Annotated in this window: 22 protein-coding genes and 1 tRNA gene; 16 read left to right on the forward strand and 7 right to left on the reverse strand. The window is 72.1% G+C overall.

Annotated elements, in window-relative coordinates:
• The first annotated feature begins 457 nt into the window (after positions 1-457).
• From ACF07N_RS15345 to ACF07N_RS15355, 3 genes are all read left to right on the forward strand, one after another.
• On the forward strand, positions 458-1,969 hold the full coding sequence (locus tag ACF07N_RS15345) for a PP2C family protein-serine/threonine phosphatase (protein WP_392112666.1): 1,512 nt from the start codon (positions 458-460) through the stop codon (positions 1,967-1,969).
• A 76-nt stretch (positions 1,970-2,045) separates the two neighbouring features.
• Entirely contained in the window at positions 2,046-3,509 is a 1,464-nt protein-coding gene (locus tag ACF07N_RS15350; protein WP_392112669.1) for an aminopeptidase P family protein, read from the forward strand.
• Between the two features lie 102 nt (positions 3,510-3,611).
• Positions 3,612-6,605, forward strand: a complete 2,994-nt coding sequence (locus ACF07N_RS15355; RefSeq protein ID WP_392112672.1) for a glycine--tRNA ligase — start codon at positions 3,612-3,614, stop codon at positions 6,603-6,605.
• A 63-nt stretch (positions 6,606-6,668) separates the two neighbouring features.
• On the opposite strand, the gene ACF07N_RS15360 is transcribed toward ACF07N_RS15355, so the two are convergent.
• On the reverse strand, positions 6,669-7,133 hold the full coding sequence (locus ACF07N_RS15360) for an ATP-binding protein (RefSeq protein ID WP_383341933.1): 465 nt from the start codon (positions 7,131-7,133) through the stop codon (positions 6,669-6,671).
• 267 nt (positions 7,134-7,400) lie between these two features.
• Between ACF07N_RS15360 and ACF07N_RS15365 the strand changes: the two genes are divergently transcribed.
• The 9 genes from ACF07N_RS15365 to ACF07N_RS15405 all read left to right on the forward strand — a co-directional run bounded on the left by ACF07N_RS15365 (position 7,401) and on the right by ACF07N_RS15405 (position 17,209).
• Positions 7,401-8,222, forward strand: coding sequence for a hypothetical protein (locus ACF07N_RS15365; RefSeq protein WP_392112675.1), 822 nt, complete (start codon positions 7,401-7,403; stop codon positions 8,220-8,222).
• 158 nt (positions 8,223-8,380) lie between these two features.
• Positions 8,381-9,124, forward strand: coding sequence for a YcnI family protein (locus ACF07N_RS15370; RefSeq protein ID WP_392112678.1), 744 nt, complete (start codon positions 8,381-8,383; stop codon positions 9,122-9,124).
• A 93-nt stretch (positions 9,125-9,217) separates the two neighbouring features.
• Positions 9,218-9,871 carry an SCO family protein gene (locus ACF07N_RS15375; RefSeq protein WP_383580194.1) on the forward strand — a complete coding sequence of 218 codons (654 nt, stop codon included), beginning with the start codon at positions 9,218-9,220 and terminating at the stop codon, positions 9,869-9,871.
• Positions 9,868-10,341 carry a copper chaperone PCu(A)C gene (locus ACF07N_RS15380; RefSeq protein ID WP_392112681.1) on the forward strand — a complete coding sequence of 158 codons (474 nt, stop codon included), beginning with the start codon at positions 9,868-9,870 and terminating at the stop codon, positions 10,339-10,341. The genes ACF07N_RS15375 and ACF07N_RS15380 overlap by 4 nt, the downstream gene beginning before the upstream one ends.
• 13 nt (positions 10,342-10,354) lie before the next feature.
• Positions 10,355-12,307: a copper resistance CopC/CopD family protein gene (locus tag ACF07N_RS15385; protein ID WP_392112684.1), complete on the forward strand. Its 1,953-nt coding sequence runs from the start codon at positions 10,355-10,357 to the stop codon at positions 12,305-12,307.
• A 6-nt stretch (positions 12,308-12,313) separates the two neighbouring features.
• Complete coding sequence (gene efeB, locus ACF07N_RS15390) at positions 12,314-13,603, forward strand: iron uptake transporter deferrochelatase/peroxidase subunit (protein ID WP_392112687.1); 1,290 nt, start codon at positions 12,314-12,316, stop codon at positions 13,601-13,603.
• A 62-nt stretch (positions 13,604-13,665) separates the two neighbouring features.
• Positions 13,666-14,598, forward strand: a complete 933-nt coding sequence (gene pheA, locus ACF07N_RS15395) for a prephenate dehydratase (RefSeq protein ID WP_383327552.1) — start codon at positions 13,666-13,668, stop codon at positions 14,596-14,598.
• A gap of 518 nt (positions 14,599-15,116) precedes the next feature.
• Positions 15,117-16,394 carry a serine--tRNA ligase gene (gene serS / locus ACF07N_RS15400; RefSeq protein WP_383327549.1) on the forward strand — a complete coding sequence of 426 codons (1,278 nt, stop codon included), beginning with the start codon at positions 15,117-15,119 and terminating at the stop codon, positions 16,392-16,394.
• The gene (locus ACF07N_RS15405; RefSeq protein ID WP_383327546.1) at positions 16,391-17,209 is read left to right on the forward strand and encodes an HAD family hydrolase; all 819 of its coding nucleotides are present in this window, start codon (positions 16,391-16,393) and stop codon (positions 17,207-17,209) included. Before serS ends, ACF07N_RS15405 begins: the two co-directional genes overlap by 4 nt.
• Before the next feature lie 17 nt (positions 17,210-17,226).
• On the opposite strand, the gene ACF07N_RS15410 is transcribed toward ACF07N_RS15405, so the two are convergent.
• The 6 genes from ACF07N_RS15410 to ACF07N_RS15435 all read right to left on the reverse strand — a co-directional run bounded on the left by ACF07N_RS15410 (position 17,227) and on the right by ACF07N_RS15435 (position 21,491).
• Positions 17,227-17,313: transfer RNA gene (locus ACF07N_RS15410), tRNA-Ser, on the reverse strand.
• A 270-nt stretch (positions 17,314-17,583) separates the two neighbouring features.
• Positions 17,584-17,838: a hypothetical protein gene (locus ACF07N_RS15415; RefSeq protein ID WP_383327543.1), complete on the reverse strand. Its 255-nt coding sequence runs from the start codon at positions 17,836-17,838 to the stop codon at positions 17,584-17,586.
• Between the two features lie 140 nt (positions 17,839-17,978).
• A complete protein-coding gene (locus ACF07N_RS15420; RefSeq protein WP_309093650.1) occupies positions 17,979-18,698 on the reverse strand; it encodes an ABC transporter permease in 720 nt (239 codons plus the stop codon).
• A 9-nt stretch (positions 18,699-18,707) separates the two neighbouring features.
• Positions 18,708-19,619 carry an ABC transporter ATP-binding protein gene (locus ACF07N_RS15425; protein ID WP_392112694.1) on the reverse strand — a complete coding sequence of 304 codons (912 nt, stop codon included), beginning with the start codon at positions 19,617-19,619 and terminating at the stop codon, positions 18,708-18,710.
• Positions 19,616-20,533 carry an ABC transporter permease gene (locus ACF07N_RS15430; protein WP_392112697.1) on the reverse strand — a complete coding sequence of 306 codons (918 nt, stop codon included), beginning with the start codon at positions 20,531-20,533 and terminating at the stop codon, positions 19,616-19,618. The genes ACF07N_RS15425 and ACF07N_RS15430 overlap by 4 nt, the downstream gene beginning before the upstream one ends.
• Positions 20,523-21,491 (reverse strand): ABC transporter ATP-binding protein, encoded by a 969-nt coding sequence (locus ACF07N_RS15435; RefSeq protein ID WP_392113633.1) that lies wholly within the window; start codon positions 21,489-21,491, stop codon positions 20,523-20,525. The genes ACF07N_RS15430 and ACF07N_RS15435 overlap by 11 nt, the downstream gene beginning before the upstream one ends.
• A gap of 168 nt (positions 21,492-21,659) precedes the next feature.
• Between ACF07N_RS15435 and ACF07N_RS15440 the strand changes: the two genes are divergently transcribed.
• The 4 genes from ACF07N_RS15440 (at position 21,660) to ACF07N_RS15455 (ending at position 26,080) form a co-directional block, all read left to right on the forward strand.
• Positions 21,660-23,417 carry an SDR family oxidoreductase gene (locus ACF07N_RS15440; RefSeq protein WP_392112700.1) on the forward strand — a complete coding sequence of 586 codons (1,758 nt, stop codon included), beginning with the start codon at positions 21,660-21,662 and terminating at the stop codon, positions 23,415-23,417.
• Between the two features lie 143 nt (positions 23,418-23,560).
• On the forward strand, positions 23,561-24,139 hold the full coding sequence (locus ACF07N_RS15445) for an RNA 2'-phosphotransferase (RefSeq protein ID WP_392112703.1): 579 nt from the start codon (positions 23,561-23,563) through the stop codon (positions 24,137-24,139).
• Between the two features lie 52 nt (positions 24,140-24,191).
• Complete coding sequence (locus tag ACF07N_RS15450; RefSeq protein WP_392112706.1) at positions 24,192-25,094, forward strand: LLM class flavin-dependent oxidoreductase; 903 nt, start codon at positions 24,192-24,194, stop codon at positions 25,092-25,094.
• 86 nt (positions 25,095-25,180) lie between these two features.
• Positions 25,181-26,080, forward strand: coding sequence for an HAD-IIB family hydrolase (locus ACF07N_RS15455; protein ID WP_392112709.1), 900 nt, complete (start codon positions 25,181-25,183; stop codon positions 26,078-26,080).
• The last annotated feature ends 3 nt before the right edge of the window (positions 26,081-26,083 follow it).

Below are 26,083 nucleotides of genomic sequence, written 5' to 3' on the forward strand. Positions count from 1 at the left end.
CATCACAACATGTGTCGATCACTTCACTGTGCGTACCTGTTGGCGCATCACACCCCTGCCGGAAGCAAGGGGAACCCCTATGGGTCGAGCAAGGGCTGCCTCCGCGGCCGTCCCGCCCATACTGCGTCTGTCTTGAGCACGGGCGTGGCGTAGGGGTGGCGAAGTATGGCGTTTGCCGTCGCGCGTATTTCTCTCCGCCTCCGCCACGGGAGGATGGGGCACGGTCGTCGGTGGATAGGACGCCCGGTTCCGTCACCAGGTTCCGGGTGGTTCCCAACCACCCCTGGCCTTCACCGAGTAGGTACCCATCACGACCGTTGTGACGCTCCGTCGAGCAGCCCCAGTCGACCGCAATAAGCCGTCCCCTGCGGCAGTTTTAAGCCAACTTTGCATTTCCGCAAGGGGAAGGGGAGTTGTTCTCCCGAACCTCACGGACACCAGGAATCCCAGCAGGACAATGCTGGACATCTCCTCACGAGTGCGTGTACATGTGGAGACACTGCTGGCGGCGCAGAATGACATGGGGGTTTGCGATGCTTTTGAGCAGTACGCGCCGGTCGGAAGGCCGGACGCCATGAACGCCCCGCACCCTGCGAAAGTGGCTGGAATCGATTCAACGGTTCCGGCACCCGCACACACTGTCACGCCCGCCGCGGCCACCGTTCCGGCCGCCCCCGCACCCCCGCCGGCCCCACCCGGCGCGGTGCTCCAGGACCGTCTCGCCGGCTGGGTCTCCGACCTCACCACGCTGCACGAACTGACCGAACGCCTGGCCCGCACGACCGCGCTCGACGAGGCCCTGCACGAGATGCTGCGGGCCGGCGCCGCCCTCGTCGGCGCCCGTCGCGGCCTCGTCGTCCTCGAACCCCTCGACGGCCTCGGCCCGGACACCACCATCGGTCTGGGCCTGGCCCGCGCCGACCTCGGCCACATCGAGACCGTGCCGCGCAGCGCCCTGTCCTACGGCCGGATCCTCGACGGACTGCCGGGCGGCGAGGACGCGATCGCCGAGCCCGACCTCTTCGCCGAGGAGAAGCTCGACCCGCGCCACCGCGAGGTCGCGGCCCGCCTCGGCTACGCCGCCAGCTACGCCCTCCCCCTCGCCCCCGAGGCCACCGGCCGCCTCGGAGCCGCCGTCTGGCTCTACGACGAACCCGCCGAACCGGGCGAACGGCAGCGTCACCTCGCGGGGCTGTACGCCCGGTACGCCGCCGAGCACCTCGCCCGGCTGCTGGAACTGGAACGCACCCGCGCGTCCATGACGACCATGTCGGAGGAGCTGCTGCCCACCCGGCTGCCCCGGGTGGCCGGTGTCCAGCTCGCCGCCCGGCACCGCACCGGCCCGCGCGGCGGCGGCGACTGGTACGACGCGCTGCCGCTGCCCGACGCCGCCCTCGGCCTCGCCGTCGGATCCGTCACCGGGGCGGGCCCCAGCGCGGTCGCCGCGATGGGGCGGCTGCGGGCGTCCCTGCGCGCCTACGCCGTGATGGAGGGCGAGGACCCGGTCGCGGTCCTGTCCGACCTGGAGCTGCTGCTGCGGCTCACCGAACCGGCCCGCTCGGCCACCGCCCTGTTCGGCTACTGCGAACCGGCCGCCCGCAAGATCACGCTGGCCGGTGCCGGGCACAGCCCGCCCCTGCTGATCGGGCAGCACCGCACGGAGTTCGTGGAGACGTCCGTCTCCGCCCCGCTCGGCATGCTCGCCTGCTGGGAGGCGCCCAGCGTGGAGATCCTCGCCGAGCCCGGCGAGACGGTTCTGCTCTACACCGACGGGCTGCTCCACCGCACCGGCGAGGCCACGGACCGGGCCTTCGCCCGGCTGCACGCCGCGGCGGCCGGGGTGCCGAGGGCCCTGCGCGGCGACCCGGGCGCCATCGCCGACCACGTCCTGCGCAGCGTGCTGCCGGACGGGCTGGACGCGGCGGAGGGCGCCGAGGACGTGGTGCTGCTCGCGGTCCGCTTCGAGTAACGCTCCTCGTCACCGGCCCGGGCCCTCTTCCGCTCCGCCGTAGAGTGGACGGTGGTCCAGTGCCGTATCGAGGAGGATGACCGTGGCGGAGGAGCTCACACCGGCGATCCCGGACGAGAGCGAAGAGCCGATCAAGCAGCGGAAGAACGGACTGTACCCCGGCGTGTCCGACGAGCTGGCCGAGAACATGAAGAGCGGCTGGGCCGACACCGAGCTGCGCGACCTCGAGCCGATCGCCCAGGCCGCCGAGACGGCCGCCCGCCGGGCAGCGCTGTCCGCGCGCTTCCCGGGCGAGCGCCTGGTGATCCCCGCGGGCAACCTGAAGACCCGCTCGAACGACACCGAGTACGCCTTCCGCGCCTCCGTCGAGTACGCCTGGCTCACCGGCAACCAGACCGAGGACGGCGTCCTGGTCCTGGAGCCCAGGGGCGAGGGCCACGAGGCGACGATCTACCTGCTGCCGCGCTCCGACCGGGAGAACGGCGAGTTCTGGCTGGACGGCCAGGGCGAGCTGTGGGTCGGCCGCAGGCACTCCCTCACCGAGGCCGAGCGGCTCTACGGCATCCCCGCCTCCGACGTGCGCGAGCTGCCCGCGAAGCTGCGCGAGGCCACCGGTCCGGTGCGGGTCGTGCGCGGTCACGACGCCGGCGTCGAGGCGGCCCTGACCGACAAGGTCACCGCCGAGCGCGACGAGGAGCTGCGGGTCTTCCTCTCCGAGGCGCGGCTGGTCAAGGACGCCTTCGAGATCGGCGAGCTGCAGAAGGCGGTCGACTCGACGGTGCGCGGCTTCGAGGACGTCGTGAAGGTCCTCGACAAGGCACAGGCGACCTCCGAGCGCTACATCGAGGGCACGTTCTTCCTGCGCGCCCGCGTCGAGGGCAACGACGTCGGCTACGGCACGATCGCCGCGGCCGGCCCGCACGCCTGCACGCTGCACTGGGTGCGCAACGACGGACCCGTCCGCTCGGGCGACCTGCTGCTGCTCGACGCCGGTGTGGAGACGCACACGTACTACACCGCCGACGTCACGCGCACACTGCCGGTCAACGGCCGGTTCAGCGAGATCCAGCGCAAGATCTACGACGCCGTGTACGAGGCCCAGGAGGCCGGGATCGCCGCGGTGAAGCCCGGCGCCAAGTACCGGGACTTCCACGACGCGGCCCAGCGGGTGCTGACCGAGAAGCTCGTGGAGTGGGGGCTCGTCGAGGGCCCGGTCGAGCGGGTGCTGGAGCTCGGGCTGCAGCGGCGGTGGACGCTGCACGGCACGGGCCACATGCTGGGCATGGACGTGCACGACTGCGCCGCCGCCCGGACCGAGACGTACGTGGACGGCGTGCTGGAGCCGGGCATGTGCCTGACGGTGGAGCCGGGGCTGTACTTCCAGGCCGACGACCTGACGGTGCCCGAGGAGTACCGGGGGATCGGCGTGCGGATCGAGGACGACATCCTCGTGACGGAGGACGGCAACCGGAACCTCAGTGCCGCGCTGCCCCGGCGCTCCGACGAAGTCGAGGCGTGGATGGCCTCCGTCAAGGGCTGACCTACCGCCGAAAGCAGTCAAAAATGCGCAGGTCAGCGCTGGTTGACGTATGAGATCATGACCGACCTTGCCGGGCCGACTCGGGGAACGGGCGCGATCATCATGAAGAACGTTCAGACAGCGCTGACCATGCAGGACGCCATCCTCACCCTGCAGAAGTACTGGAGCGACAACGGCTGCATGATCACGCAGCCGTTGAACACCGAGGTCGGAGCCGGTACGGCCAACCCGGCCACGGCGTTGCGGGTGCTCGGCCCGGAGCCGTGGAGCGTCGCCTACGTGGAGCCGAGCGTGCGGCCGGACGACTCGCGCTACGGCGAGAACCCGAACCGGCTCCAGACCCACACCCAGTTCCAGGTGATCCTCAAGCCCGACCCGGGCAATCCGCAGGAGCTGTACCTGGGCAGCCTCCGCGCCCTCGGTGTCGACCTGAACGCGCACGACGTGCGGTTCGTCGAGGACAACTGGGCCTCCCCCGCGCTCGGCGCCTGGGGGCTGGGCTGGGAGGTCTGGCTGGACGGCATGGAGATCACCCAGTTCACCTACTTCCAGCAGGTCGGCGGCGTCGCGCTGGACCCGGTGTCGGTGGAGATCACCTACGGTCTCGAACGCATCCTGATGAACCTCCAGGGCGTGTCCCACTTCAAGGACATCGCCTACGCGCCGGGCATCACCTACGGCGAGGTGTTCGGGCAGAACGAGTACGAGATGAGCCGGTACTACCTCGACGACGCCGACCTGGACACCAACCACCGGCTGTTCGACGCGTACGCGGCCGAGGCCCGGCGGCTGCTGGACCTGGAGCTGCCCGTCCCGGCGTACCTGTACGTCCTCAAGTGCAGTCACACCTTCAACGTGCTCGACGCGCGCGGCGCGATCAGCACCACCGAGCGCGCCAAGGCGTTCGCGCTGATGCGCGGCCTGACCCACGAGTCGGCCACGCTGTGGGAGAAGCGGCGGGCGGCGCTGGAGCATCCGCTCGGGATCGCGCCCGCCCCCGCCCCCGCGGTACGGGCCCCGCTGCCCAAGGTCCCCGGCGTCGAGACGCTGCTGTTCGAGATCGGTGTGGAGGAACTGCCCTACGCCGATGTCGTCGCCACCACCGAGGCGGTGCGCGAGTCGGTCACCGCGAAGCTCGCCGAGACCCGGCTGGGGCACGGGACGATCACCGTGATGGCCACGCCGCGCCGGATCGTGATCACGGTCGACGGGGTGCAGCCGCGCGAACGGGACACCGTGCGGACCGTACGCGGTCCCAAGGTCGCCGCCGCCTTCAAGGACGGCGCCCCCACGCCCGCGCTGCTGGGCTTCGCCCGCAGTCAGGGAGCCGAGCCGTCCGACGTACGGATCATCGAGGTCAAGGGCGTCGAGTACGTGTCGCTGACCCGGCACGAGCCGGGGCGCCCGGCCGTCGAGGTGCTCAGCGACCTGCTGGCCGAGGTGGTGTCCGGGCTCCGCGCGGGGCGGAACATGCGGTGGAGCGACCCGGGCCTGTCGTTCTCGCGTCCGGTGCGCTGGCTGCTGGCGCTGCTGGGCCGTACGCCCCTGCCCGTGGTGGTCTCCTCGCTCTCCTCGGGCGACACGACGCGGGTGCAGCGGCAGGCGCCCTATCCGGAGGTCCGGGTGACCTCCGCCGAGGGCTACCCGCACTTCCTGCACATGCACGGCATCCTGCTCGACCGGGAGGCCCGGCGCGGAGCGGTGGTGCGCGGGGCGCTGGAGGCGGCGGCCGAGGTCGGCGGGCGGATCGACGTGGAGGCCCAGGCCGGGCTGATCGACGAGATCACCGACATCCTGGAGTTCCCCTACGCCGTGCGCGGGTCGTTCGACGAGCGGTACCTCGAACTGCCCGCGAGCGTCCTGACCACCGTGATGCGCAAGCACCAGCGCTATCTGCCCGTGCTGGACGGCGACCGCCTCATGCCGTACTTCGTCACCTTCGCCAACGCCCTGTGCGACGACGACGTGGTGCGCGCGGGCAACGAGGCGGTGCTGCGGGCGCGGTACGAGGACGCCGCGTTCTTCTGGCGGGCGGACCTGAAGGTGGCGCCGGAGGAGTTCCGCCGCCGGCTGGACAAGCTGACCTTCGAGGACCGGCTGGGCACGGTCGCCGACCGCGCCGGGCGGCTCGGCTCCCTCGCCCTGGACCTGGCCGGACGCGCCGGGCTCCCGGAGGAGACCGTGGAGGTCGTGCGGCGGGCCGGTGCGCTGGCCAAGTTCGACCTCGCCTCCCAGATGGTGATCGAGTTCTCCGGTCTCGCCGGGGTGATGGCCGAGGAGTACGCCCGCCGGGCCGGGGAGTCCCCCGAGGTCGCCCGGGCCCTGGCCGAGATGGAGCTGCCGCGCTCCGCCGGTGGCGCCCTGCCCGCCGGGGACGCGGGGGCCGTGCTCTCGCTCGCCGACCGGTTCGACCTGGTGACGGGCATGTTCGTGATCGGGGCGGCACCGACCGGGAGTTCCGATCCGTACGGGGTGCGGCGGGCCGCGATCGGGCTGCTCAACGTGTTGCGCAGCGTGCCGGCCGTGGCCGGGATCCGGGTGGGTGACGGGCTGCGCGCCGCGGCCGTGCGGTACGCCGCGCAGGGGGTGGCGGTACCCGCCGACCGGGTCGCCGAGGCCGCCGAGCTGATCACCCGGCGCTACGAGCAGCAGCTCACGGACGCCGGGCACGAGCACCGGCTGGTGCAGGCCGTGCTGGTGTGGGCCGACCGCCCGGCGCACGGGGACCGGACGCTGGCCACGCTGGAGCGGCATGTCGGCAGCGAGGCGTTCGAGGCGCTCGCGGCCGCGCTCCAGCGGGTGCTGCGCATCCTTCCCGAGGGCGGCGTCGAAGCGGCGGACCCGTCGCTGCTGACCGCTCCCGCGGAGCTGCGCCTCGCCGAGTGCGCCCAGGCCGTGCGCCAGGCGCTGGAGGGACGCGAGGACGACCTCGGCGCGCTGATCGAGGTGTCCGCACCGCTGGTCGAGGCGATCGGCTCGTTCTTCGACGAGGTGCTGGTGATGGACCCGGACCCGGCGCTGCGGGCGGCACGGCTGGCCCTGCTGACCCAGGTGGCGGGTCTGGCGCGGACGACGCTGGACTGGGGCGCGCTGTAGGGCGGCCGGGGCTGCCCGCCGCGGAGGCGGTGTTTCACGTGAAACACCGCCCCGTCCGGCAGGTCAGACCGCCATCAGCGGCGCGTCCTCCCGCCACTTGAGCACCTTGTCGAAGCTCACCACGGCGCCGCCCCGGCCCGATGTGTTGCCGATGTGGACGTGGTCGGCCAGCTCCTCGATGAGACACAGCCCCCTGCCGTTCTCGGCGTCGGTGTGCGCGGGACGGATCGGGGGGCGGGGCCGTCCGGCGGAGGAGGCGGGGAAGCCAGGGCCCGCGTCGGCGACCTCGATCCGGCACATCTCGCCGTCGAGGTAGGCGGTGACCCGGTAGGCCTCCGATCCGGGACCGCGCCCCGTTTCCCCGCCGTGCTCCACCGCGTTCGCGCAGGCCTCGCTGAGGGCGACGGAGAGGTCGTAGGAGATGTCGGGGTCCACGCCCGCGGTCTCCATCGTGCCGATCAGCAGGCGGCGGGCGAGCGGCACGCTCGCGGCCTCGCGCCGCAGATGGAGTGACCACCAGATGCTCATGCTCCAGCCTCCTGGCCGCGGCTCGACATACCGTTACGTATTGCCCTCAGTCCCCGCGTGTAAGCGTGAAGTTGACGTGATGCCGCCCATACGGCGGATGCGCGCTGGTCCTGATCGGTGTATGTGGGGGCGTGCGTCGGCGCGGCAAGGGAGCGAAGCCCGGCGCATCCGGGGGCGCGCCGGACCAGAGCGTGACGTTCCGGTCGTACGGCATCTTGCGGACCTGCCGTACGGGACCGGCGGGGCCAGTGCGATGATGAGGCCGCCATGCTTGCCCCCCACACGCCCACGACGCGCTCCGGAGCCCGGCTCCGGATCCTGCGGGCCGCGGTGTTCGCCGCGGTCTGCGTCGTGCTGGCCGGGGCGGGGCACGCACTGGCCTCCTGCGACGGCATCCCGCTGTGGACGCTGGGCGCCGGGTTCCTCGGGGTGGCCGCGGTGGCCGTCCCGCTCGCCGGGCGCTCCCGCACGCTGCCGGGCATCGCCGCCCTGCTCGCGGCCGGCCAGACGGTGCTGCACACGCTGTTCGGCCTGGGCCAGCACGGCACGGCAGCCGCCGCCGGGCCGCGGCCGGCGGGACTGAGCGACGCCGCCCTGGTCCAGCAGGCCGCGCGGTTCGTGTGCGGCACGACGGCGGCGGCGATCAGTCCGGCGCAGGCCCACAGGATCCTCACCGACGCGCGGGTCCAGCCGCCCGCGGGATCGCACACGCACGTCGCCGCGGACGCCGTGCCGGGCGCGTCGGTCTCGCTGTGGCCGTCCCTGCCCATGCTGCTCGGCCACGTCCTCGCGGCGCTCGCCGCCGGCTGGCTGCTGCGCCGCGGCGACCTGGCGGTGCTCCGGCTGGCCGAACTGTCGGCTCAGGGCGTCGCGGAAGGGGCGCTCGTCCGCGCCCTGCGGGCCGCTTGCGCCCTGGTGCGGGCCCTGCGCGCCGGGCTGCCCGGCGCGCCCGAAGCCCGTCCGCGCCCTGCGCACGCCGCGCGGTCCGTGCCCGCGATGCCCCGCACCCTCCCGCTCCAGCACTCGGTGATCCGGCGGGGCCCGCCCCGCGCGACGGCTTCCGCAGCCGCACTCGCCCTCGCCGCCTGACACGGCACGACCACCATCACTCCGCCCGTCCCGGAACCCCGGCTTCCCGAAGCCGGCAGCTGCCCGGACGCCCCGGAGGAGGGTTGCCGTCGTGTGCGGCACACGCGCGTGCGCGCACCCTCTTCCTCATCCCGACTCACAGCGGAGTGCTTCCTTCCATGAAGGCTTCCCGTATCGCCGCGGCCGGTGCCGCCGCCGGTCTCACCGTCCTCGCCCTGTCCGCCCCCGCCTTCGCGCACGTCACCGTGCAGCCCGAGGGCACCGCCGCCAAGGGCGGTTACGCGGTCGTCGGCTTCAAGGTGCCGAACGAGCGCGACGACGCCTCCACCACCAAGCTCGAGGTCACCTTCCCGACCGACCACCCGCTGGCCTCCGTCATGCCGCAGCCGATGCCCGGCTGGAAGATCGAGGTCACCAAGTCCAAGCTGGACAAGCCGCTGGAGATGCACGGCGAGAAGATCACCGAGGCGGTCTCCAAGGTCACCTGGACCGCCGACGGCAAGGGCATCGAGCCCGGCTACTTCGAGAAGTTCCCGCTCTCCGTCGGCCAGCTGCCCGAGGACACCGACCAGCTGGTCTTCAAGGCCCTCCAGACGTACTCCGACAAGGAGGTCGTCCGCTGGATCGAGGTGCCGCAGGAGGGCCAGGAGGAGCCCGACAACCCGGCCCCCGTGCTGGAACTGTCCGCCGCCTCCGAGGACGGGCACCACGACGCGGCGGCCGGTGAGGACGACGACGCCGGGTCGGCCGAGAAGGCCTCCGCCGAGACCGCCGCGGACGACTCCGGCTCCTCCAGCGGCACCGACACCACCGCCCGCGTCCTCGGCATCGTCGGCATCGTCGTCGGCGCCGCCGGCGTCGCCTACGGCGTGCTCGCCGGGCGTCGGCGCAGCACCGTCTGACGCCGCTTCCCCGCACGGCGCGCGCCGGGTGCACGCCCGGCCCACGGGACACCCCGGCGCGCGCCGCGCCACCGACATCTGGGACATTTTTCTATGCGCACCAAGACCTTCGCCGCGGCCGCACTGCTCGCCGCGGCCTCCCTGACCCTGACCGCCTGCGGCAGCGGCGACGACAGCAACAAGCCCGTCGCCGTGGTCTCCGAGGAGTCCGGCTCGGACCAGGCCGCCACGGTCCTCGACAAGCCGTTCGAGAAGCCCGACCTGGTCCTCACCGACACGCAGGGCAAGAAGTACGACCTCCGCGAGCAGACCGCGGGCAAGCCGACGCTGATCTACTTCGGGTACACGCACTGCCCCGACGTCTGCCCGCTGACCATGAACAACATCGCCGTCGCCGCCAAGCAGTTGCCCAAGGCCGCACAGGACGAGCTGCGCGTGGTGTTCGTCACCACCGACCCCGAGCGGGACACCCCGGCCGAACTCGGCAAGTGGCTCAAGGGCATCGACTCCCGGTTCGTCGGCCTCACCGGTGACTTCGCCACCGTCCAGGCCGGCGCCCGCACCCTCGGCATCTCCATCGACCCGCCGCGCAAGGACAAGAACGGCAAGGTCGTCTCCGAGCACGGCACCCAGGTCATCGCGTTCTCGCCGAAGACCGACGGGGGTTATGTGCTCTACGGCGAGGACGCCACCGTCCAGGACTACAGCAAGGACCTCCCCAGGATCGTCAAGGGGGAGAACCCGTGAGGCGACGGCTCGCTCCGGCGGCCCTGGTCATAGCCGGAGCCCTGGCACTGGCGGGCTGCGGAGACCCGGACGGCGACGGCGGCGGCTCGGGCGGTGCGGCCGAGCTCTCGGTCGGCTCCGCGTACATGCCGCAGCCGGTCTCCGACGAGATGGCGGCCGGTTTCCTCACCGTCACCAACAAGGGCGGCACCGCCGACGAACTGACCTCGGTCAGCAGCGACATCGCCGGACAGGTCACCGTGCACGAGACCACCGGCGGAGCCATGCGTGAGGTCGAGAGCCTCACCATCCCCGCGCACGGGGAACTGGTGCTGAGGACCGGCGGCGACCACCTGATGTTCGAGCAGCTCAAGCGCAAGCCGAAGGAAGGCCAGACGGTCACCGTCGAGCTGCGCTTCGCCCACTCCGATCCCGTCGAGGTGCAGATGCCGGTGAAGGCCGCGACCTACACCCCGACGACCGGACACTGACGGAGGGACCCCTGTGACCCAGACCATCGCCCCCCGCGTCCGGGCCCTGGTGCTGCTGCTCCTGGCAGCGCTCTGCGCCCTGCTCGCCGGGGCCGGTCCGGCCTCCGCGCACGCCGCGGTGACGGGCAGCGACCCCGCGCAGGGGGCGGTGGTCGACCAGGCCCCGTCCCGGATCTCGCTCACCTTCTCCGAGCAGGTCGCCCTCTCCGGCGACTCGCTGCGCGTGCTCGACCCGGAGGGCAAGCGCGTCGACACGGGCGAGCCGTCCGCCGTCAGCGGCGCGACGTACGCCGTGCGTCTGCGGCCGGACCTGTCCGACGGCACCTACACGGTGGCCTACCAGGTCGTCTCGGCGGACAGCCACCCCGTCGCGGGGGCCTACACCTTCTCCATCGGCGCCCCTTCCAAGACGACCGTGGCGGTCTCCAGGCAGGGCGCCGACGACGGGGTCGTGGGCTGGCTCTACGGCTTCGGGCGGTACGTGTCGTACGCCGGGTTCATCGTGCTGGCCGGCGGCGCCGCCTTCGTGCTCGCCTGCTGGCCGCGCGGCTCCGGAGTGCGGCCGGTGCAGCGGTTCGTCGTCTCCGGGTGGCTCGCGCTCACGGCCTCGACCCTCGCCCTGCTCCTGCTGCGCGGCTCCTTCACCGGCTCCGGGAAGGTCTCCGACATCTTCGACCTGTCCCTGCTGGGGCAGGTGCTGCAGACCAAGACCGGTGCGGCCCTGGTGTCCCGGCTGCTGCTGCTCGCCGCCGCCGCGCTGTTCATCGCCGTCCTGTTCGGGGCGTACGACAAGCGGGAGGACCCCCAGGAGAAGCGGGACCTGACCTTCGGGCTCGCCATCGGCGGCGGCGTCGTGGCCGCGGGTCTCGCCGCGAGCTGGGCGATGTCCGAGCACGCCTCCGTCGGACTGCAGGCGGGCTTCGCCATGCCGGTCGACGTCCTGCACCTGCTGGCCGTCGCCGCCTGGCTCGGCGGACTCGGCGCGCTCCTGGTCGCCCTGTACCGGGCACCCGCCGGCGCCCCCGTCGACGCCACCGCGGTACGCCGCTTCTCCCGTATGGCCTTCGGCAGCGTGGTCGCGCTGGTCGTGACCGGCACCTACCAGTCGTGGCGCCAGCTCGGCTCCTGGTCGGCCTTCACCGACACCCGTTACGGGCAGCTCCTGCTGGCGAAGATCGCCCTCGTCGGCGTCCTCGTCGGCGTCGCGTGGATCTCGCGGCGGTGGACGGGACGGCTGGCGGAGACGGCGCCGGCGGCGGCGGAGCGGGAGAAGGTCGGTGCCGGGGCGGGAGCCTCCGGCGAGACCGCCGACGGGGACGAGGCGGCCGCCGTCCAGCCCGCCGACGCGGTCGAGGCGGCCGCCGTCCAGCCCGCCGACGCCGAGCGCGCAGCCCAGCTCGCCCGGCAGCGGGCCGCCCGGGACGCCGCCCGGCAGAAGCGGCTGCGGGACGCCGACCCGAACCGTTCCGGCCTGCGCCGCTCGGTGCTGGCCGAGGCCGGTATCGCGGTCGTCCTGCTCGCCGTCACCACCGTGCTGACGCAGACCGAGCCGGGTCGGACGGAACAGGAGGCCAAGGCGGCCGCCTCCTCCTCGTCCTCCTCCGCCGCGGACGCCGGGACATCCGGGGCGCTCACGCTGAACATGCCCTTCGACACCGGCGGCCGGGACGGCAAGGGCGTCGTCACCATCGACCTCGACCCGGCCCGCGTGGGCGGCAACGAGATGCACGTCTACGTGGAGCGGCCCGACGGCCAAGCCTTCGACATCCCCGAAGTCAAGGTCGAGTTCACCCTCGAGGCCAAGGACATCGGGCCCCTGCCCGTCGCCCCCGACCACCTCGCTACCGGACACTGGTCGGCGAACGGAGTGCAGATCCCCATGGCCGGCGACTGGAAGGTCGACGTGACCGTGCGGACCTCCGAGATCGACGAGGTGACCGTCACCAAGAACGCGCAGATCGGCTGAACGACCATGCCCGACCCCTCCATCCCCCAGACCCGCACCCCACACGCAGACCCGGAGGACACCGCAGCGGCCTCCGTTCCCGGGGGGATCTCCCGGCGGCGGCTGCTCGGCACCGCCGGTGCCACCGGCCTCGTGCTCGGCACGGCGGGCACCGCCGCGGGATACGCCGCCGCCCCCTCCGAGGCGGCCGTTCCGCTCACCTCGCTCGGCACCGACCGGGCGATGTTTCACGGGAAACATCAGCCCGGCATCACCGACGGCCTCCAGGCCCGGGGTCACCTCGTCGCCTTCGACCTGGCGCCGGGCGCCGGGCGCAAGGAGGCCGCGGCCCTGCTCCGCCGCTGGTCACAGACGGCCCGGCGGCTGATGGCGGGCGAGCCGAGCCCGCACGGCGACACCGACGTGGCCCGCGACGCGGGGCCCTCGTCGCTGACGCTCACCTTCGGCTTCGGGCACAGCTTCTTCGCCCGGACGGGCCTGGAGAAGCAGCGGCCGGTCGCACTGGACCCGCTGCCCGAGTTCTCCTCGGACCGCCTCGACAAGACCCGCAGCAACGGTGACCTGTGGGTCCAGATCGGCGCCAACGACGCCCTGGTCGCCTTCCACGCGCTGCGGGCGGTCCAGAAGGACGCGGGCCGGGCCGCCAAGGTGCGGTGGCAGATGAACGGCTTCAACCGCTCGCCCGGCGCCACCGCCCACCCCATGACCGCCCGCAACCTCATGGGCCAGATCGACGGCACCCGGAACCCGAAGCCGGGCGAGCCCGACTTCGACGAGCGGATCTTCGTGCCGGAACAGGGCGAACCGGCCTGGATGGCGAACGGCTCCTACGCCGTCGTCCGGCGCATCCGCATGCTCCTCGACGACTGGGAGAAGCTCTCCGTCAAGGCCCAGGAGGACGTCATCGGGCGCCGCAAGTCCGACGGGGCGGCCCTGTCCGGCGGCTCCGAGACGACGGAGATGGACCTGGAGAAGACCGACGCCGAGGGCAACCTGGTGGTCCCGGTCAACGCCCACGCGCGCATCACCCGGCCCGACCAGAACGGTGGCGCCGCGATGCTCCGCCGCCCGTTCTCCTTCCACGACGGCATCGACCCCGACGGCGTGCCCGACGCGGGCCTGCTCTTCATCTGCTGGCAGGCCGATCCGCTGCGCGGTTTCGTGCCGGTGCAGCGCAAGCTCGACCGGGGCGACGCCCTGTCGCCGTTCATCCGGCACGAGTCGAGCGGGCTGTTCGCGGTGCCCGGCGGGGCTGCGGAGGGCGAGTACGTGGGGCAGCGGTTGCTGGAGGGGTGAGAGTGCGGCCGTGTACGCGCTTGTGGGGGATCGCGCTTCCGCAAGCCCATTAGGGTGAGGTCATGCCAGCGAGCTATGCCTATCTCGGCCCCGAGGGCACCTTCACCGAAGTCGCCCTGCGCACGCTTCCAGAGGCCGCCACCCGGGAGCTCATCCCGTACGTGTCCGTCCAGTCCGCGCTCGACGCGGTGCGCGCCGGCGAGGCCGAGGCCGCGTTCGTGCCGATCGAGAACTCCGTCGAGGGCGGCATCACCACCACCCTGGACGAGCTCGTCGCGGGCGCCCCGCTGATGATCTACCGCGAGGTGCTGCTCTCCATCACCTTCGCGCTGCTCGTGCGCCCGGGCACGACCCTGGCGGACATCAAGACCGTCTCCGCGCACCCGGCCGCCCAGCCGCAGGTGCGCAACTGGCTGAAGAAGCACCTGCCGGACGCGCACTGGGAGTCGGCCGCCTCGAACGCGGACGCCGCCCGGCTGGTCCAGGAGGGCCAGTACGACGCCGCCTTCGCCGGGGAGTTCGCGGCCGCACGCTACGGGCTGGAGGCCCTGGAGACGGGCATCCACGACGCCGAGAACGCCCAGACCCGGTTCGTGCTGGTGGGCCGCCCGGCCCGGCCCGCCGCGCCGACCGGCGCCGACAAGACCTCCGTCGTGCTGTGGCAGCGCGACGACCATCCCGGCGGCCTGCGCGACCTGCTCGGTGAGTTCGCCACCCGGGGCATCAACCTGATGCTGCTGCAGTCCCGCCCGACCGGTGCCGGCATCGGCAACTACTGCTTCTGCATCGACGCCGAGGGCCACATCTCCGACCGCCGGGTGGCCGAGGCCCTGATGGGCCTGAAGCGCGTCTGCCTCCAGGTGCGCTACCTGGGCTCGTATCCGCGTGCCGACGTGCGGCCGGCGGACGTGCGACCGCCGCGGCTCGGGACGTCGGACGAGGAGTTCGTTGCGGCGTCGGACTGGGTCGCGCGCTGCCAGGACGGCCGCTTCTAGGCCGGTCGTACCTGCCGATAGTCGTTATCCACAGAAGTTATCCACAGGTCCGCTTCTCGACCTGGGGACAAGTCGACAACGAACCATGAAGCAGTCGACAAATCGCCCTACACACCCCTGATGCGTCCATCGGCGGGCAGGTCACCCTTCGTCCACCGTTTCCCCTTGCGTAACTCTTCGGGGTGGCCCGTTTCCACTCGAAAGTGAGGGTGGAGCGGGTTTGCGGTGGGAATTCTCAGGTACGGCCCGCCCTTCCGGAGTGATCAATTCCGGAGTCCACAGATCTTCCACACAGCCTGTGGATAACTCTTCGCCGGGTGTGGACCGCTGTGGACAACCGAGCCCCAAGTCCCGCTTCCCGCAAGGGATTCGAGTCAATGCGGCGCCCGCGGCATGCCCCGTTCCGGGGAGAGGTCCCTTTTTATTGACACGGCACGCGATTCCCTCATAACGGCACGTAAGGCGCGACGGGAATAGTGAGTCGTGGGCGGTCATCCCACACCGGTAGCCTGGAGCGCGTGATTGACCTTCGCCTGCTCCGTGAGGACCCCGACCGTGTGCGCGCCTCCCAGCGCGCCCGTGGAGAGGACGTCGCGCTCGTCGACTCCCTCCTGTCCGCCGACGAACGGCGCAGGTCGTCCGGCGTCCGCTTCGACGAGCTGCGCGCCGAGCAGAAGGCGCTCGGCAAGCTCATCCCCAAGGCCTCCGGGGACGAGAAGGCCGAGCTGCTGAAGAAGGCGAGCCAGCTGGCCGCCGACGTGAAGGCCGCCGACGCGGAGCGCGACGCCGCCGCCTCGGAGACCCAGGAACTGCTCCAGAAGCTCGGCAACCTGGTCCACCCGGACGTCCCCGTGGGCGGCGAGGAGGACTTCGTCACGCTGGAGACGCACGGCACGATCCGCGACTTCGACGCCGAGGGCTTCGCACCCCGGGACCACCTGGAGCTCGGCCAGATCCTCGGCGCGATCGACGTGGAGCGCGGCGCCAAGGTCTCCGGCTCGCGCTTCTACTTCCTCACCGGTGTCGGCGCCCTGCTGGAGCTCGCCCTGGTGAACGCCGCGATGGCGCAGGCCACGGCCGCCGGCTTCACGCCGATGCTGACCCCGGCCCTGGTCCGCCCCCAGTCCATGGCGGGCACGGGCTTCCTCGGCCAGGCCGCCCAGGACGTCTACCACCTCCAGGACGACGACCTGTACCTGGTCGGCACCTCCGAGGTCGCGCTCGCCGCGTACCACATGGACGAGATCCTCGACGCCGACCGCCTCCCGCTGCGCTACGCGGGCTTCTCGCCCTGCTTCCGCCGCGAGGCCGGTTCGCACGGCAAGGACACCCGGGGCATCTTCCGCGTGCACCAGTTCGACAAGGTCGAGATGTTCTCCTATGTCACGCCGGAGGACTCGCAGGCCGAGCACCAGCGGCTGCTGGAGTGGGAGAAGCAGTGGCTGACCTCGCTGGAGCTGCCGTTCCGGGTCATCGACGTCGCCTCCGCCGACCTCGGCTCCTCGGCCGCCCGCAAGTTCGACTGCGAGGCGTGGATCCCGACCCAGGGCAAGTACCGGGAGCTGACCTCGACCTCGGACTGCACCGAGTTCCAGTCCCGCCGCCTGTCGATCCGCGTCCGTGAGGGCAAGCAGGTCCGGCCGCTGGCCACGCTCAACGGCACGCTCTGCGCCGTCCCGCGCACCATCGTGGCGATCCTGGAGAACCACCAGCAGCCCGACGGCTCGGTCCGCGTGCCCGAGGTGCTGCGGCCGTACCTGGGCGGCCGGGAGGTCCTGGAGCCGGTGGCCACGTGAGCGACACGGCTCCCTCGGGCGGCTTCCCCTACAAGCTCGTCGCCACCGACCTCGACGGGACACTGCTGCGGTCCGACGACTCGGTGTCGCAGCGCACCCGTGACGCGCTCGCCGCCGCCACCGCGGCGGGCGCGGCACACATCGTCGTCACCGGCCGCGCGGTCCCCTGGACCCGGCACATCCTCGACGACCTCGGCTACGAAGGGCTGGCCGTCTGCGGCCAGGGGGCGCAGGTGTACGACGCCGGGGCCCGCCGGCTGCTGACCTCGGTCACACTGGACCGGCAGCTCGCCGGGGTCGCCCTGGCCAAGATCGAGGCGGAGGTCGGGCCGCTGTACCTGGCCGCGAGCCGCGACGGCCTGGACGGCGAGGTGCTGGTGGGCCCGGGCTACGCGGCGCACGGCAAGCTGCCCGCGACCCCCTTCACGGACGCGTCGGATCTGTGGACCGCGCCCCTGAACAAGCTGTACATCCAGCACCCGACCCTGTCGGACGACGAACTGTGCGAGGCGGCCACCCGGACCGCCGGCGGTTTCGTCACCGTCACGATGGCGGGCCCGGGCATCGTCGAGTTGCTCCCCCTGGGCCTGTCCAAGGCCACCGGTCTGTCGCTGGCGGCCCGCCGGCTCAAGCTGAAGGCGGCCGACACGATCGCCTTCGGCGACATGCCCAACGACATCCCGATGTTCGCGTGGGCCGCCCACGGTGTCGCCATGGCCGACGCCCACGAGGAACTGAAGGCGGTGGCCGACGAGGTGACGTCCTCCAACGACGAGGACGGGATCGCCGTGGTCCTGGAGCGGTTGCTGGGCTGAACGCGGTCGCGTGTGCGCGGAGGATGCACGGATCGAACGTGCGCGGGCCTTCCAGCCCGACCGTGGCTCAGCGAGCCAGTGCCTTACCGCTCGGCCAATCCTCCGGGTGGGCGGCCCACGCGAGGTGCGGTTCGCGTGCTCGAAGCGGCCGCCCCGGGCAGCTCCCCCAGGGGCGAGGCTCTACGGAGCGGTGGCGACTGCTCCGGAGCCCGCCCGCGGGCTGCCCTGCGGGGAGCTGGACGTACTGCCGTGCAGGGACATCGTCCGGCTCCTCTCCCCGTGTCCGGCGCCGGGCTCCTCGCCCGGCAGGGACATGACTACTGTGCCCTGCCGGGCGAAACGGACGCCACCGAATAAACCGGCGACCGGGCCGGTCAGCGCCTGCGCCACCTGCGCCGCCGGGCCTTGCTGAAGAACCAGCCCGCGGGCGGCTCGTCGGAGCGCCACGGCTGCGGCTCCGGTTCCTCCCGGCGCCAGCGCGCGGCGAGCATCCGAGCCCGGGCCGACGGCTCGGAGGTCTCCGCGGAGCGTATGAAGTCGTCGTCCAGGACGAACTCGCCCCAGGCGTCGTCCCCGGACCCGGCGCCCGGCTGCTCACGGTCGTCGTACTGAGCCCTCTCGCCCGCCATGCGTGTCCCTCCCGGCCGTCCGGCTCCCGTGCGGTGCGTGCGGTGCGTGCGGTGCGTGCGGTGCGTGCGGTGTGCCTATGTCCCGTTCGCCCGGTGTGGCCCGGCGGAGGTGAAGGCTGCCCCGTCAGGGCCGGGGCACGTCACTCCTCGCCGGCCAGCGTGAGCGAGCGCAGCTTCTGGCCCGCGTACCAAGTGGCCAGCACCGTGACGGCCACCAGCAGGACCGTCGCCGTGGTCAGGCCCACGTCCGAGGTCACCAGCTCCCCGCCGGCCACCTTCTGCGCCACCGCCAGCGACCACTGCTGGACGCTCAGCGTGCGCGCACCCGGCACCAGGGAGCCGAACAGGGCCTCCCAGACCAGGGCGTAGACGAGGCCGAACACCACGGCGTGGCGCGAGACCGTGCCGAGCAGCAGGAACAGGGCCGCGTAGGCGATGGACGCCACCAGGGCCGCCACCGTGTAGGCCACCGCGATCTGCTGGCCGTTGCCGTTGAGGATGAAGCCGGCGATCAGCGTCGGCACCGCGGAGAACACCATCGTCACCGCGATCGCGACGATCAGCTTGGTGAAGATGATCGTCGGCCGCTTGATCGGCTTGGAGAGCAGGTACACCACCGAGCCGTCGTCGATCTCCGGGCCGATGGCGCCGGTGCCGGCGATGACGCCGATGATCGGCACCATCGTGGCCAGGGCGAGGCCGCCCAGCAGGTCGGACGCCGTCTGGTCGTCCGCTCCGGCCAGGGCGCGCACGGCCACGGCGATCACGATGAGCAGCAGCGGCAGCGCGCCGAGGATGAGGGCCCGGCGCCGGCCGAGCAGGGCCCGGTAGGTGAGCCGGGCGACTGTGGGGTCGTACATCAGGGCCTCCTACGCCGCGACCAGGTACGAGAAGACGGACTCGAGGGACTCGTCGGACGGCGAGACCGTGAGCAGCCGGATGCCGTGGTCCCTGGCGACCCTGGGCAGCAGCGCGGTGAAGCGGCCGAAGTCGACGGCCTGTACGCGCAGCGCGCCCTCGGCGTGGTCGACCTCGATGCCGGAGGTGGACGGGTCGGCGATCAGCGCGGCAGCGAGGGCGCGGTCGTCGCTGGAACGGACCAGGTAGCGGTGCGGCCGGTCGGTCATCAGGCGGCGGATCTTGCGGAAGTCGCCGCTGGCCGCGTGCCGCCCGGCGACGACGACCTCGATGTGCCAGGCGAGCTGCTCGACCTCTTCGAGGATGTGGGAGGAGAACAGCACCGTGCGGCCCTCGTCGCCCATGCGGCGCAGCAGGTCCATCAGCTGCATGCGCTGGCGCGGGTCCATGCCGTTGAAGGGCTCGTCGAGCAGGAGCAGCGACGGGTCGTGCACGAGGGCGGAGGCCATCTTCACGCGCTGGCGCATGCCCTTGGAGTACGTCTGGATCTTGCGGTCCTGCGCGTACTCCATCTCGACCGTGGCCAGGGCCTTCTGGGCCGCCTTCGCGCCCAGGCCGTGCAGCTCGGCGTTGGCGAGGACGAACTCCTTGCCGGTGAGGAAGTCGTACATCGCCTCCCGTTCGGGGACGACGCCGATGTGCTTGTAGATCTCCTCGTTGCGCCAGACCGGCTGCCCGTCCAGGGTGACCGTGCCCGTGGAGGGGGCGAGGAAGCCGCCCATCATGTTGATGAGGGTGGACTTCCCGGCGCCGTTGGGACCGAGCAGGCCCGTGACGCCGGGGCCGATGGTCATGGTGATGTCGTTGACGGCGACCACGTTGCCGAACCAGCGGGAGACGTGGTCGATGGAGAGCGTGGTCACAGTCCCACCTTCTTGTAGCGGCGCATCAGGAGGCCGTAGCTCGCCGCGATCAGGCCGAGGGCGAGGAGGACGAAGACGACGCCCTCACCCGTGCTCGGACCCACCCCGCCGGGGAAGGCCGAGGTGGCGCCAAGGAACGCCGACTGCACGCCGTCGACGAGGGTGATCGGCGAGAACAGCCCGATCCACGGCACGGCGCCGGCGCTGCCCTGCGCGTCGGCGATGGCCTGGAGGGTGGAGACCGCGCCGTAGGTGATGGTCAGCACGGCGATCACGGCCGCGATGCCGAAGCCCCGGCGCGGGGTGAAGGAGGCGATGACCAGGCCGATGCCGGCGAAGAGCAGTGAGAGCAGTGCCACGGACACGAGTCCCTGTGCGAATCCCTTGGTCTGGTCGGCGAAGTCGAGCTTGGCCAGCAGGGCGCCGACGTAGAGCACGAGCAGGGGAGCGGCCGTGAGGACGAACAGCGCCGACGCCAGTGCCGCGAACTTGGCGCGGACGTAGTCGGCGGTCTCGATCGGCCGCGAGAAGTACAGGGGCACCGTCTTGAAGCGCAGGTCGCGCGAGACGGACTGGGGTGCCTGCGAGGCGACGTACAGGCTGATGACCGCCTGCATGACGATCGCGTAGCGCGTGTAGTCCAGGGGCAGTTCCTTGGCCTTGGTGGCGACCGCGACGGCGACCATGATGGCCGCGGGCACGCACATCACCACGAACAGCAGCATCGGCAGGACCTTGGACTTCACCGAGCGGCCGAGGCCGTAGGCACCGCGCAGGGACTGCGAATACAGAGAGCGGCGGGCGTAGGCGCGGCCCAGGCGGGGGCCGTCGTAGCTGCGGTAGCCGATGTTGTGGATGCGGGTCTGGTCGCCCGGTGCCGGGACGGATGTCCCCGTGGAGTGCTCAACCGCCATGGCCGACCGCCTCCTTCCGCTGCTCGTCGCGGTCACTGGCCGTGAAGACCTCGGAGATGTGGTGCCGGCGCTGCTCCATGCGCACCAGGCCCAGGCCGAGGTCGGCGATCACGTCCCTGACCAGGTCGTACGTCTCTTCGCCCTGCGCGGTCAGGTGCAGGACGTGGCCCGCGCCGGGCAGGCCGCTGCCGTCCTCGACGCTCACCCCGCGCGCGAGCAGCGCCTCACGGACCGCCAGGGTGCCGTCCGGGTGCGCGTCGGTGTCGGTGACCTCGATCGCGAGGGTCGTGGTGATCTGGGTGAAGTCCGTGGTGGAGCTGGAGCGCAGCAGCTTGCCGCCGTCGATGACGACGACGTGGTCGCAGGTGCGCTCCAGCTCGCCCAGGAGGTGCGAGGTGACCAGGACCGAGATGCCGAAGTCGGTGTGGATGCGGCGGATCAGGCCGAGCATGTCGTCGCGGCCGACCGGGTCCAGGCCGTTGGTCGGCTCGTCGAGGAAGACCAGCTGCGGGTCGTGGACGAGGGCCTGCGCGAGTTTGACGCGCTGCTTCATGCCGGTCGAGTAGCCGCCGATGGGGCGGTAGCGCTCCTCGTACAGGCCGACGTGGCGCAGCGTGTCCGCGGTGCGCTCGCGCGCCGCCGTGGGCGGCAGGCCGGACATGCGCGCCATGTGGACGACGAACTCGGTGGCCGAGACGTCAGGCGGCAGGCAGTCGTGCTCGGGCATGTACCCGACCCGCTCGCGGATGGCGGCACCGTCGGTGGCGACGTCCAGGCCGAGCACTTCGGCACGGCCCTCGGTGGCGGGGGACAGACCCAGCAGGATCTTGATCAGTGTGGATTTGCCGGCCCCGTTGGCTCCGACGAGTCCGGTCACACCGGGCCCGACGTCCACGGAGAGCCGGTCAAGCGCGGTCACCCGGGGGAACCGCTTGCTCAGGCTTTCGGTCGCGATCACAGTCACGCTTCGACGGTAGGGGCCGTGCGCGTGGTGGTCGTCACTCCGCAGAGCTGTATTCGGATCAGCCTCGAGTATTACGGGCCCTTAGGGGGCCTGGTTCTCCAGGGTTACCACGACCGGGGAGCCTCTATTGACGAACTCTCTAACAACTGCCAGATTCGCCGGATGACGTTGCTCACGGGTGCGCGGGAGCGCCGGGTGCGGACCGGCGGAGTCGAACTGTGCGTGGCCGAGCTGGGTGATCCGGGGCGGCCGACGGTCGTCCTCGTGCACGGTTACCCCGACAGCAAGGAGGTGTGGTCGGAGGTCGCCGCACGGCTCGCCGTGGACTTCCACGTGGTCGCCTACGACGTCCGCGGCCACGGCCGGTCCACGGCCCCGCGGCCCCTGCGCGGCGGGTTCACCCTGGAGAAGCTGACGGACGACTTCCTGGCCGTCGCGGACGCGGTGAGCCCGGACCGGCCGGTGCACCTGGTCGGGCACGACTGGGGATCGGTGCAGGCCTGGGAGTTCACCACCGTCCGGCGCACCGAGGGCCGCATCGCCTCCTTCACGTCGATGTCCGGGCCGTCCCTGGACCACTTCGGCCACTGGATCGGCCGGCGCGTGAAGCGCCCCACCCCGCGCAGGGTCGGCCAGCTCCTCGGGCAGGGCGCCCGGTCCTGGTACGTCTACCTGCTGCACACGCCCGTGCTGCCCGAGCTGGCCTGGCGCGGCCCGCTCGGCAAGCGCTGGCCGAAGGTCCTGGAGCGCGTCGAGAAGGTGCCCCGGGGTGACTACCCCACCGCGTCCCTGCCGTCGGACGCCGCCCACGGGGCCTGGCTGTACCGGGACAACGTCCGGCCCCGGATGCGCGACCCGCGCCCGGACGCGTACGCCCACGCGCCCGTGCAGGTCATCACGCCCCTGGAGGACCGGTTCCTGTCGGAGCGGCTCGACGAGGAGCTGGAGCGCTGGGCGCCTCGGCTGATCCGCAGGACGATCCGGGCGGGCCACTGGATCCCGCGGACCCGTCCGGACCAGGTGGCCGCGTGGATCGGGGAGTTCGTGCGGTCCGTGGAGAGCGGAGAGGCGCCGAAGGGGGCGAGCGGGCCGTATGCCGGCCGGTTCTCCGGGCAGCTCGTGCTGGTCACCGGCGCGGGCAGCGGCATCGGACGGGCCACGGCGCTGGCGTTCGCCGGGGCCGGTGCGCGCGTGGTGGCGGTCGACCGGAACGCCGGGGCGGCGGCCGCTGCCGCCGAGTCCTCCCGCCGGGCCGGTGCGCCCGAGGCCTGGGCGGAGACGGCCGACGTCTCCGACGAACAGGCCATGGAGAAGCTCGCCGAGAAGGTCACGGCCGAGTACGGCGTGGTGGACGTCCTGGTCAACAACGCCGGCATCGGACTGTCCGGCTCCTTCTTCGACACCACGCCGGAGGACTGGAAGAGGGTCCTCGACGTCAACCTGTGGGGCGTGATCCACGGCTGCCGGCTCTTCGGCCGCCGGATGGCCGAGCGGGGGCAGGGCGGCCACATCGTCAACGTGGCGTCGGCGGCGGCCTACCAGCCGTCCCGGGCGCTGCCGGCCTACAGCACCTCCAAGGCGGCCGTGCTGATGCTCAGCGAGTGCCTGCGCGCGGAGCTCGCCGGGCGGGGGATCGGCGTGACGGCGGTCTGTCCCGGCTTCGTCAACACCGCCATCACGTCCACGGCCCGTTTCGCCGGGGTCGACGGGCCCGAGGAGAAGCGGCTGCAGCGGCGCGCCGCCCGCCTGTACGGGCTGCGCAACTACCCTCCGGAGAAGGTGGCCCGGGCCGTCCTGCGCGCGGTGGCGCGCGACCAGGCCGTGGTCGCGGTCACGCCGGAGGCCCGGACCGCGCGGGTGCTGTCGCGGCTCGCGCCGGGGGTGCTGCGGAGGATCGGGCGGATCAAGCCACCGGTGTGACGGGACGCCAAACTCCCGGCGGCGGCGACCAGTTGTCCACAGAGGTGGACCGTTTTCCTGTGGATAACACCACATGGTTGTGGATCAAACCTGAAGAGTGAAACCCGATCGCGTGATTCACGTCTCTCCCCCACGCTGGTGGGATGGACGAGACGCGCACCGTGAAGGTGTCGAAGTACCTGTCGAAGCACCTGCGCCACCAGCCGGAGCGGATCGGGCTCACGCTCGACGAGGCCGGCTGGGTGGAGATCGACACCCTGATCGCCGCGGCCACCGCCCACGGCTTCCGGTTCACCCGCGAGGAACTCGATCACGTCGTCGCCGCCAACGACAAGCGGCGCTTCGCCGTCGAGGGCACCCGGATCCGCGCCAGCCAGGGCCACAGCGTCGAGGTCGACCTGGGGCTGCCGCCGGCGACCCCGCCCGCGCGGCTCCACCACGGCACGATCGCCCGGCATCTGGACGCGATCCGGGCCGAGGGCCTGCGGCCGATGAACCGGCATGCCGTGCACCTCTCACCCGACCGTGAGACGGCGACCCGGGTCGGCGCCCGCCGGGGCCGGCCGGTCGTCCTGACGGTGGACGCGGAGGCCATGCACCGCGACGGCCACGTCTTCCACGTCAGCGCGAACGGCGTATGGCTGACCGCGTCCGTGCCTCCGCGCTATCTGAGCATTCCCGAGGCCGCTGACCTGCCGTCTTGGTCCGGCTCCCGAGCGTGACCGTTTCACGTGAAACACGGAGGACGCGTCCGCCTCCCTTAGGCTCGACGGCATGAGTCTGCGCCTGAGCACCGTGATCCTCCCCTACCGCCGCTGGCACGAGGGGGGCCGTACGGCCTGGACCCGGGCCGAGCAGCTCGGCTTCCACACCGCGTACACGTACGACCATCTGTCCTGGCGCACCTTCCGGGACGGCCCCTGGTTCGGTGCCGTGCCGACGCTCACCGCCGCCGCGACCGTCACCGACCGGCTCCGGCTCGGCACGCTGGTCACCTCGCCGAACTTCCGGCATCCGGTGACCCTCGCCAAGGAGCTGATCTCGCTCGACGACATCTCCGGCGGGCGGGTCACCCTGGGCATCGGGGCGGGCGGCACGGGCTTCGACGCCACCGCGCTGGGCCAGGAGCCGTGGACACCGCGCGAGCGTGCCGACCGCTTCGCCGAGTTCGTGCCACTCCTCGACCGGCTGCTCAGCGAGGACGCGGTGTCGTACGAGGGGGACTTCTACGCGGCCCACGAGGCCCGCAACATCCCCGGCTGTGTGCAGCGCCCCAGGCTGCCGTTCGCGGTGGCCGCGACCGGGCCGCGCGGGATGCGCCTGGCCGCCCGCTACGGACAGGCCTGGGTGACCACCGGCGACCCCAAGCTGTACGAGAACGGCACTCCCGAGCAGTCGGTCCACGCCCTGCGCGGACAGATCGAGAAGCTCGCCGACATCTGCGCGGAGACCGGCCGTGACATGACCGGCCTCGACCGGATCCTGCTCAGCGGGTTCACCCCCGACCGCACCGGCCCGCTGCGGTCGCTGGACGCCTTCGTCGACTTCGCCGGACGGCACGCCGAACTGGGCTTCACGGAGCTCGTGATCCACTGGCCGATTCCCGACTCGGACTTCGCGGCCGACCACAAGGTCTTCGAGCAGATCGCCATGGAGGCACCGGCACAGCTGCGCTGACCGCGCGGGCGGACTCCCTCCGGGGACACCCAGGTGAGAGCGCTGTGTACTCACGTGTGCATGGTGCCGCACGCCCGTGCAGGCATATGCGGGACAATGACCCGGTGACCTCAGCGACCCGACAGCACGAGACCGCGGCCGAAACCCTCCCGCCGCGGCTGATCGCCACCGACCTCGACGGCACCCTGCTGCGCGACGACAAGTCGGTCTCGCCACGCACGGTCGCCGCCCTGGCCGCCGCCGAGGAAGCGGGCATCGAGGTCTTCTTCGTCACCGGCCGGCCCGCCCGCTGGATGGACGTCGTCAGCGACCACGTCCACGGACACGGCCTCGCGATCTGCGGCAACGGCGCCGCCGTGGTCGACCTGCACGGCGGCCCGGGCGCCCACCGGTTCGTGAAGGTGCGCGAGCTGGCGCGGGAGAACGCGATCGACGCCGTGCGGCTGCTGCGCGAGGCGGCCCCCGGCACGGTGTACGCGGTGGAGCAGACGTACGGCTTCTACCAGGAGCCGGCGTACCCGAAGCTGCACATGGAGATACCCGACAGCCTCGCTCCGGCCGAGGAGCTGCTCTCCGCGGGGCACCGGGCGGCCGGCGAGCCGGTGCTGAAGATCCTCGCCTACCACCCCGAGCTGGACCCCGACGCCTTCCTGACCCTGGCCCGGCTCGCCATCGGGGAGCGCGCCAACGTGACCCGCTCCAGCCCCAGCGCGCTGCTGGAGATCAGCGGTCCCGGCGTGTCCAAGGCCAGCACCCTCGCCCTGTGCTGCGCCGAGCGCGGCATCTCGCACGAGGAGGTCGTCGCCTTCGGGGACATGCCCAACGACGTCGAGATGCTGACCTGGGCCGGCCGGTCCTACGCGATGGGCAACGCCCACCCGGACGTCGTCGCGGCGGCCTCGGGGCAGACCGTCGCCAACAACGACGACGGGGTCGCGGTCGTGATCGAGCGGCTGGTGGCCGAGCGGCTCCGGCACCGGACCTGACCG

This window comes from Streptomyces sp. NPDC015242 (assembly GCF_043079125.1).
In the GTDB taxonomy this organism is placed as follows: domain Bacteria; phylum Actinomycetota; class Actinomycetes; order Streptomycetales; family Streptomycetaceae; genus Streptomyces.

What these genes read in the sequence shown, in the direction of transcription:
- ACF07N_RS15420 (WP_309093650.1), bottom strand. Translation starts at nt 18,698, where the DNA reads ATGTACGACCCCACAGTCGCCCGGCTCACCTACCGGGCCCTGCTCGGC.
- ACF07N_RS15360 (WP_383341933.1), bottom strand. Translation starts at nt 7,133, where the DNA reads ATGAGCATCTGGTGGTCACTCCATCTGCGGCGCGAGGCCGCGAGCGTG.
- ACF07N_RS15415 (WP_383327543.1), bottom strand. Translation starts at nt 17,838, where the DNA reads ATGGCGGGCGAGAGGGCTCAGTACGACGACCGTGAGCAGCCGGGCGCC.
- pheA (WP_383327552.1), top strand. Translation starts at nt 13,666, where the DNA reads ATGCCAGCGAGCTATGCCTATCTCGGCCCCGAGGGCACCTTCACCGAA.
- ACF07N_RS15430 (WP_392112697.1), bottom strand. Translation starts at nt 20,533, where the DNA reads ATGGCGGTTGAGCACTCCACGGGGACATCCGTCCCGGCACCGGGCGAC.
- efeB (WP_392112687.1), top strand. Translation starts at nt 12,314, where the DNA reads ATGCCCGACCCCTCCATCCCCCAGACCCGCACCCCACACGCAGACCCG.
- ACF07N_RS15455 (WP_392112709.1), top strand. Translation starts at nt 25,181, where the DNA reads ATGCGGGACAATGACCCGGTGACCTCAGCGACCCGACAGCACGAGACC.
- ACF07N_RS15450 (WP_392112706.1), top strand. Translation starts at nt 24,192, where the DNA reads ATGAGTCTGCGCCTGAGCACCGTGATCCTCCCCTACCGCCGCTGGCAC.
- ACF07N_RS15440 (WP_392112700.1), top strand. Translation starts at nt 21,660, where the DNA reads ATGACGTTGCTCACGGGTGCGCGGGAGCGCCGGGTGCGGACCGGCGGA.
- ACF07N_RS15355 (WP_392112672.1), top strand. Translation starts at nt 3,612, where the DNA reads ATGAAGAACGTTCAGACAGCGCTGACCATGCAGGACGCCATCCTCACC.
- ACF07N_RS15445 (WP_392112703.1), top strand. Translation starts at nt 23,561, where the DNA reads ATGGACGAGACGCGCACCGTGAAGGTGTCGAAGTACCTGTCGAAGCAC.
- ACF07N_RS15345 (WP_392112666.1), top strand. Translation starts at nt 458, where the DNA reads ATGCTGGACATCTCCTCACGAGTGCGTGTACATGTGGAGACACTGCTG.
- ACF07N_RS15365 (WP_392112675.1), top strand. Translation starts at nt 7,401, where the DNA reads ATGCTTGCCCCCCACACGCCCACGACGCGCTCCGGAGCCCGGCTCCGG.
- ACF07N_RS15375 (WP_383580194.1), top strand. Translation starts at nt 9,218, where the DNA reads ATGCGCACCAAGACCTTCGCCGCGGCCGCACTGCTCGCCGCGGCCTCC.
- ACF07N_RS15350 (WP_392112669.1), top strand. Translation starts at nt 2,046, where the DNA reads ATGACCGTGGCGGAGGAGCTCACACCGGCGATCCCGGACGAGAGCGAA.
- ACF07N_RS15370 (WP_392112678.1), top strand. Translation starts at nt 8,381, where the DNA reads ATGAAGGCTTCCCGTATCGCCGCGGCCGGTGCCGCCGCCGGTCTCACC.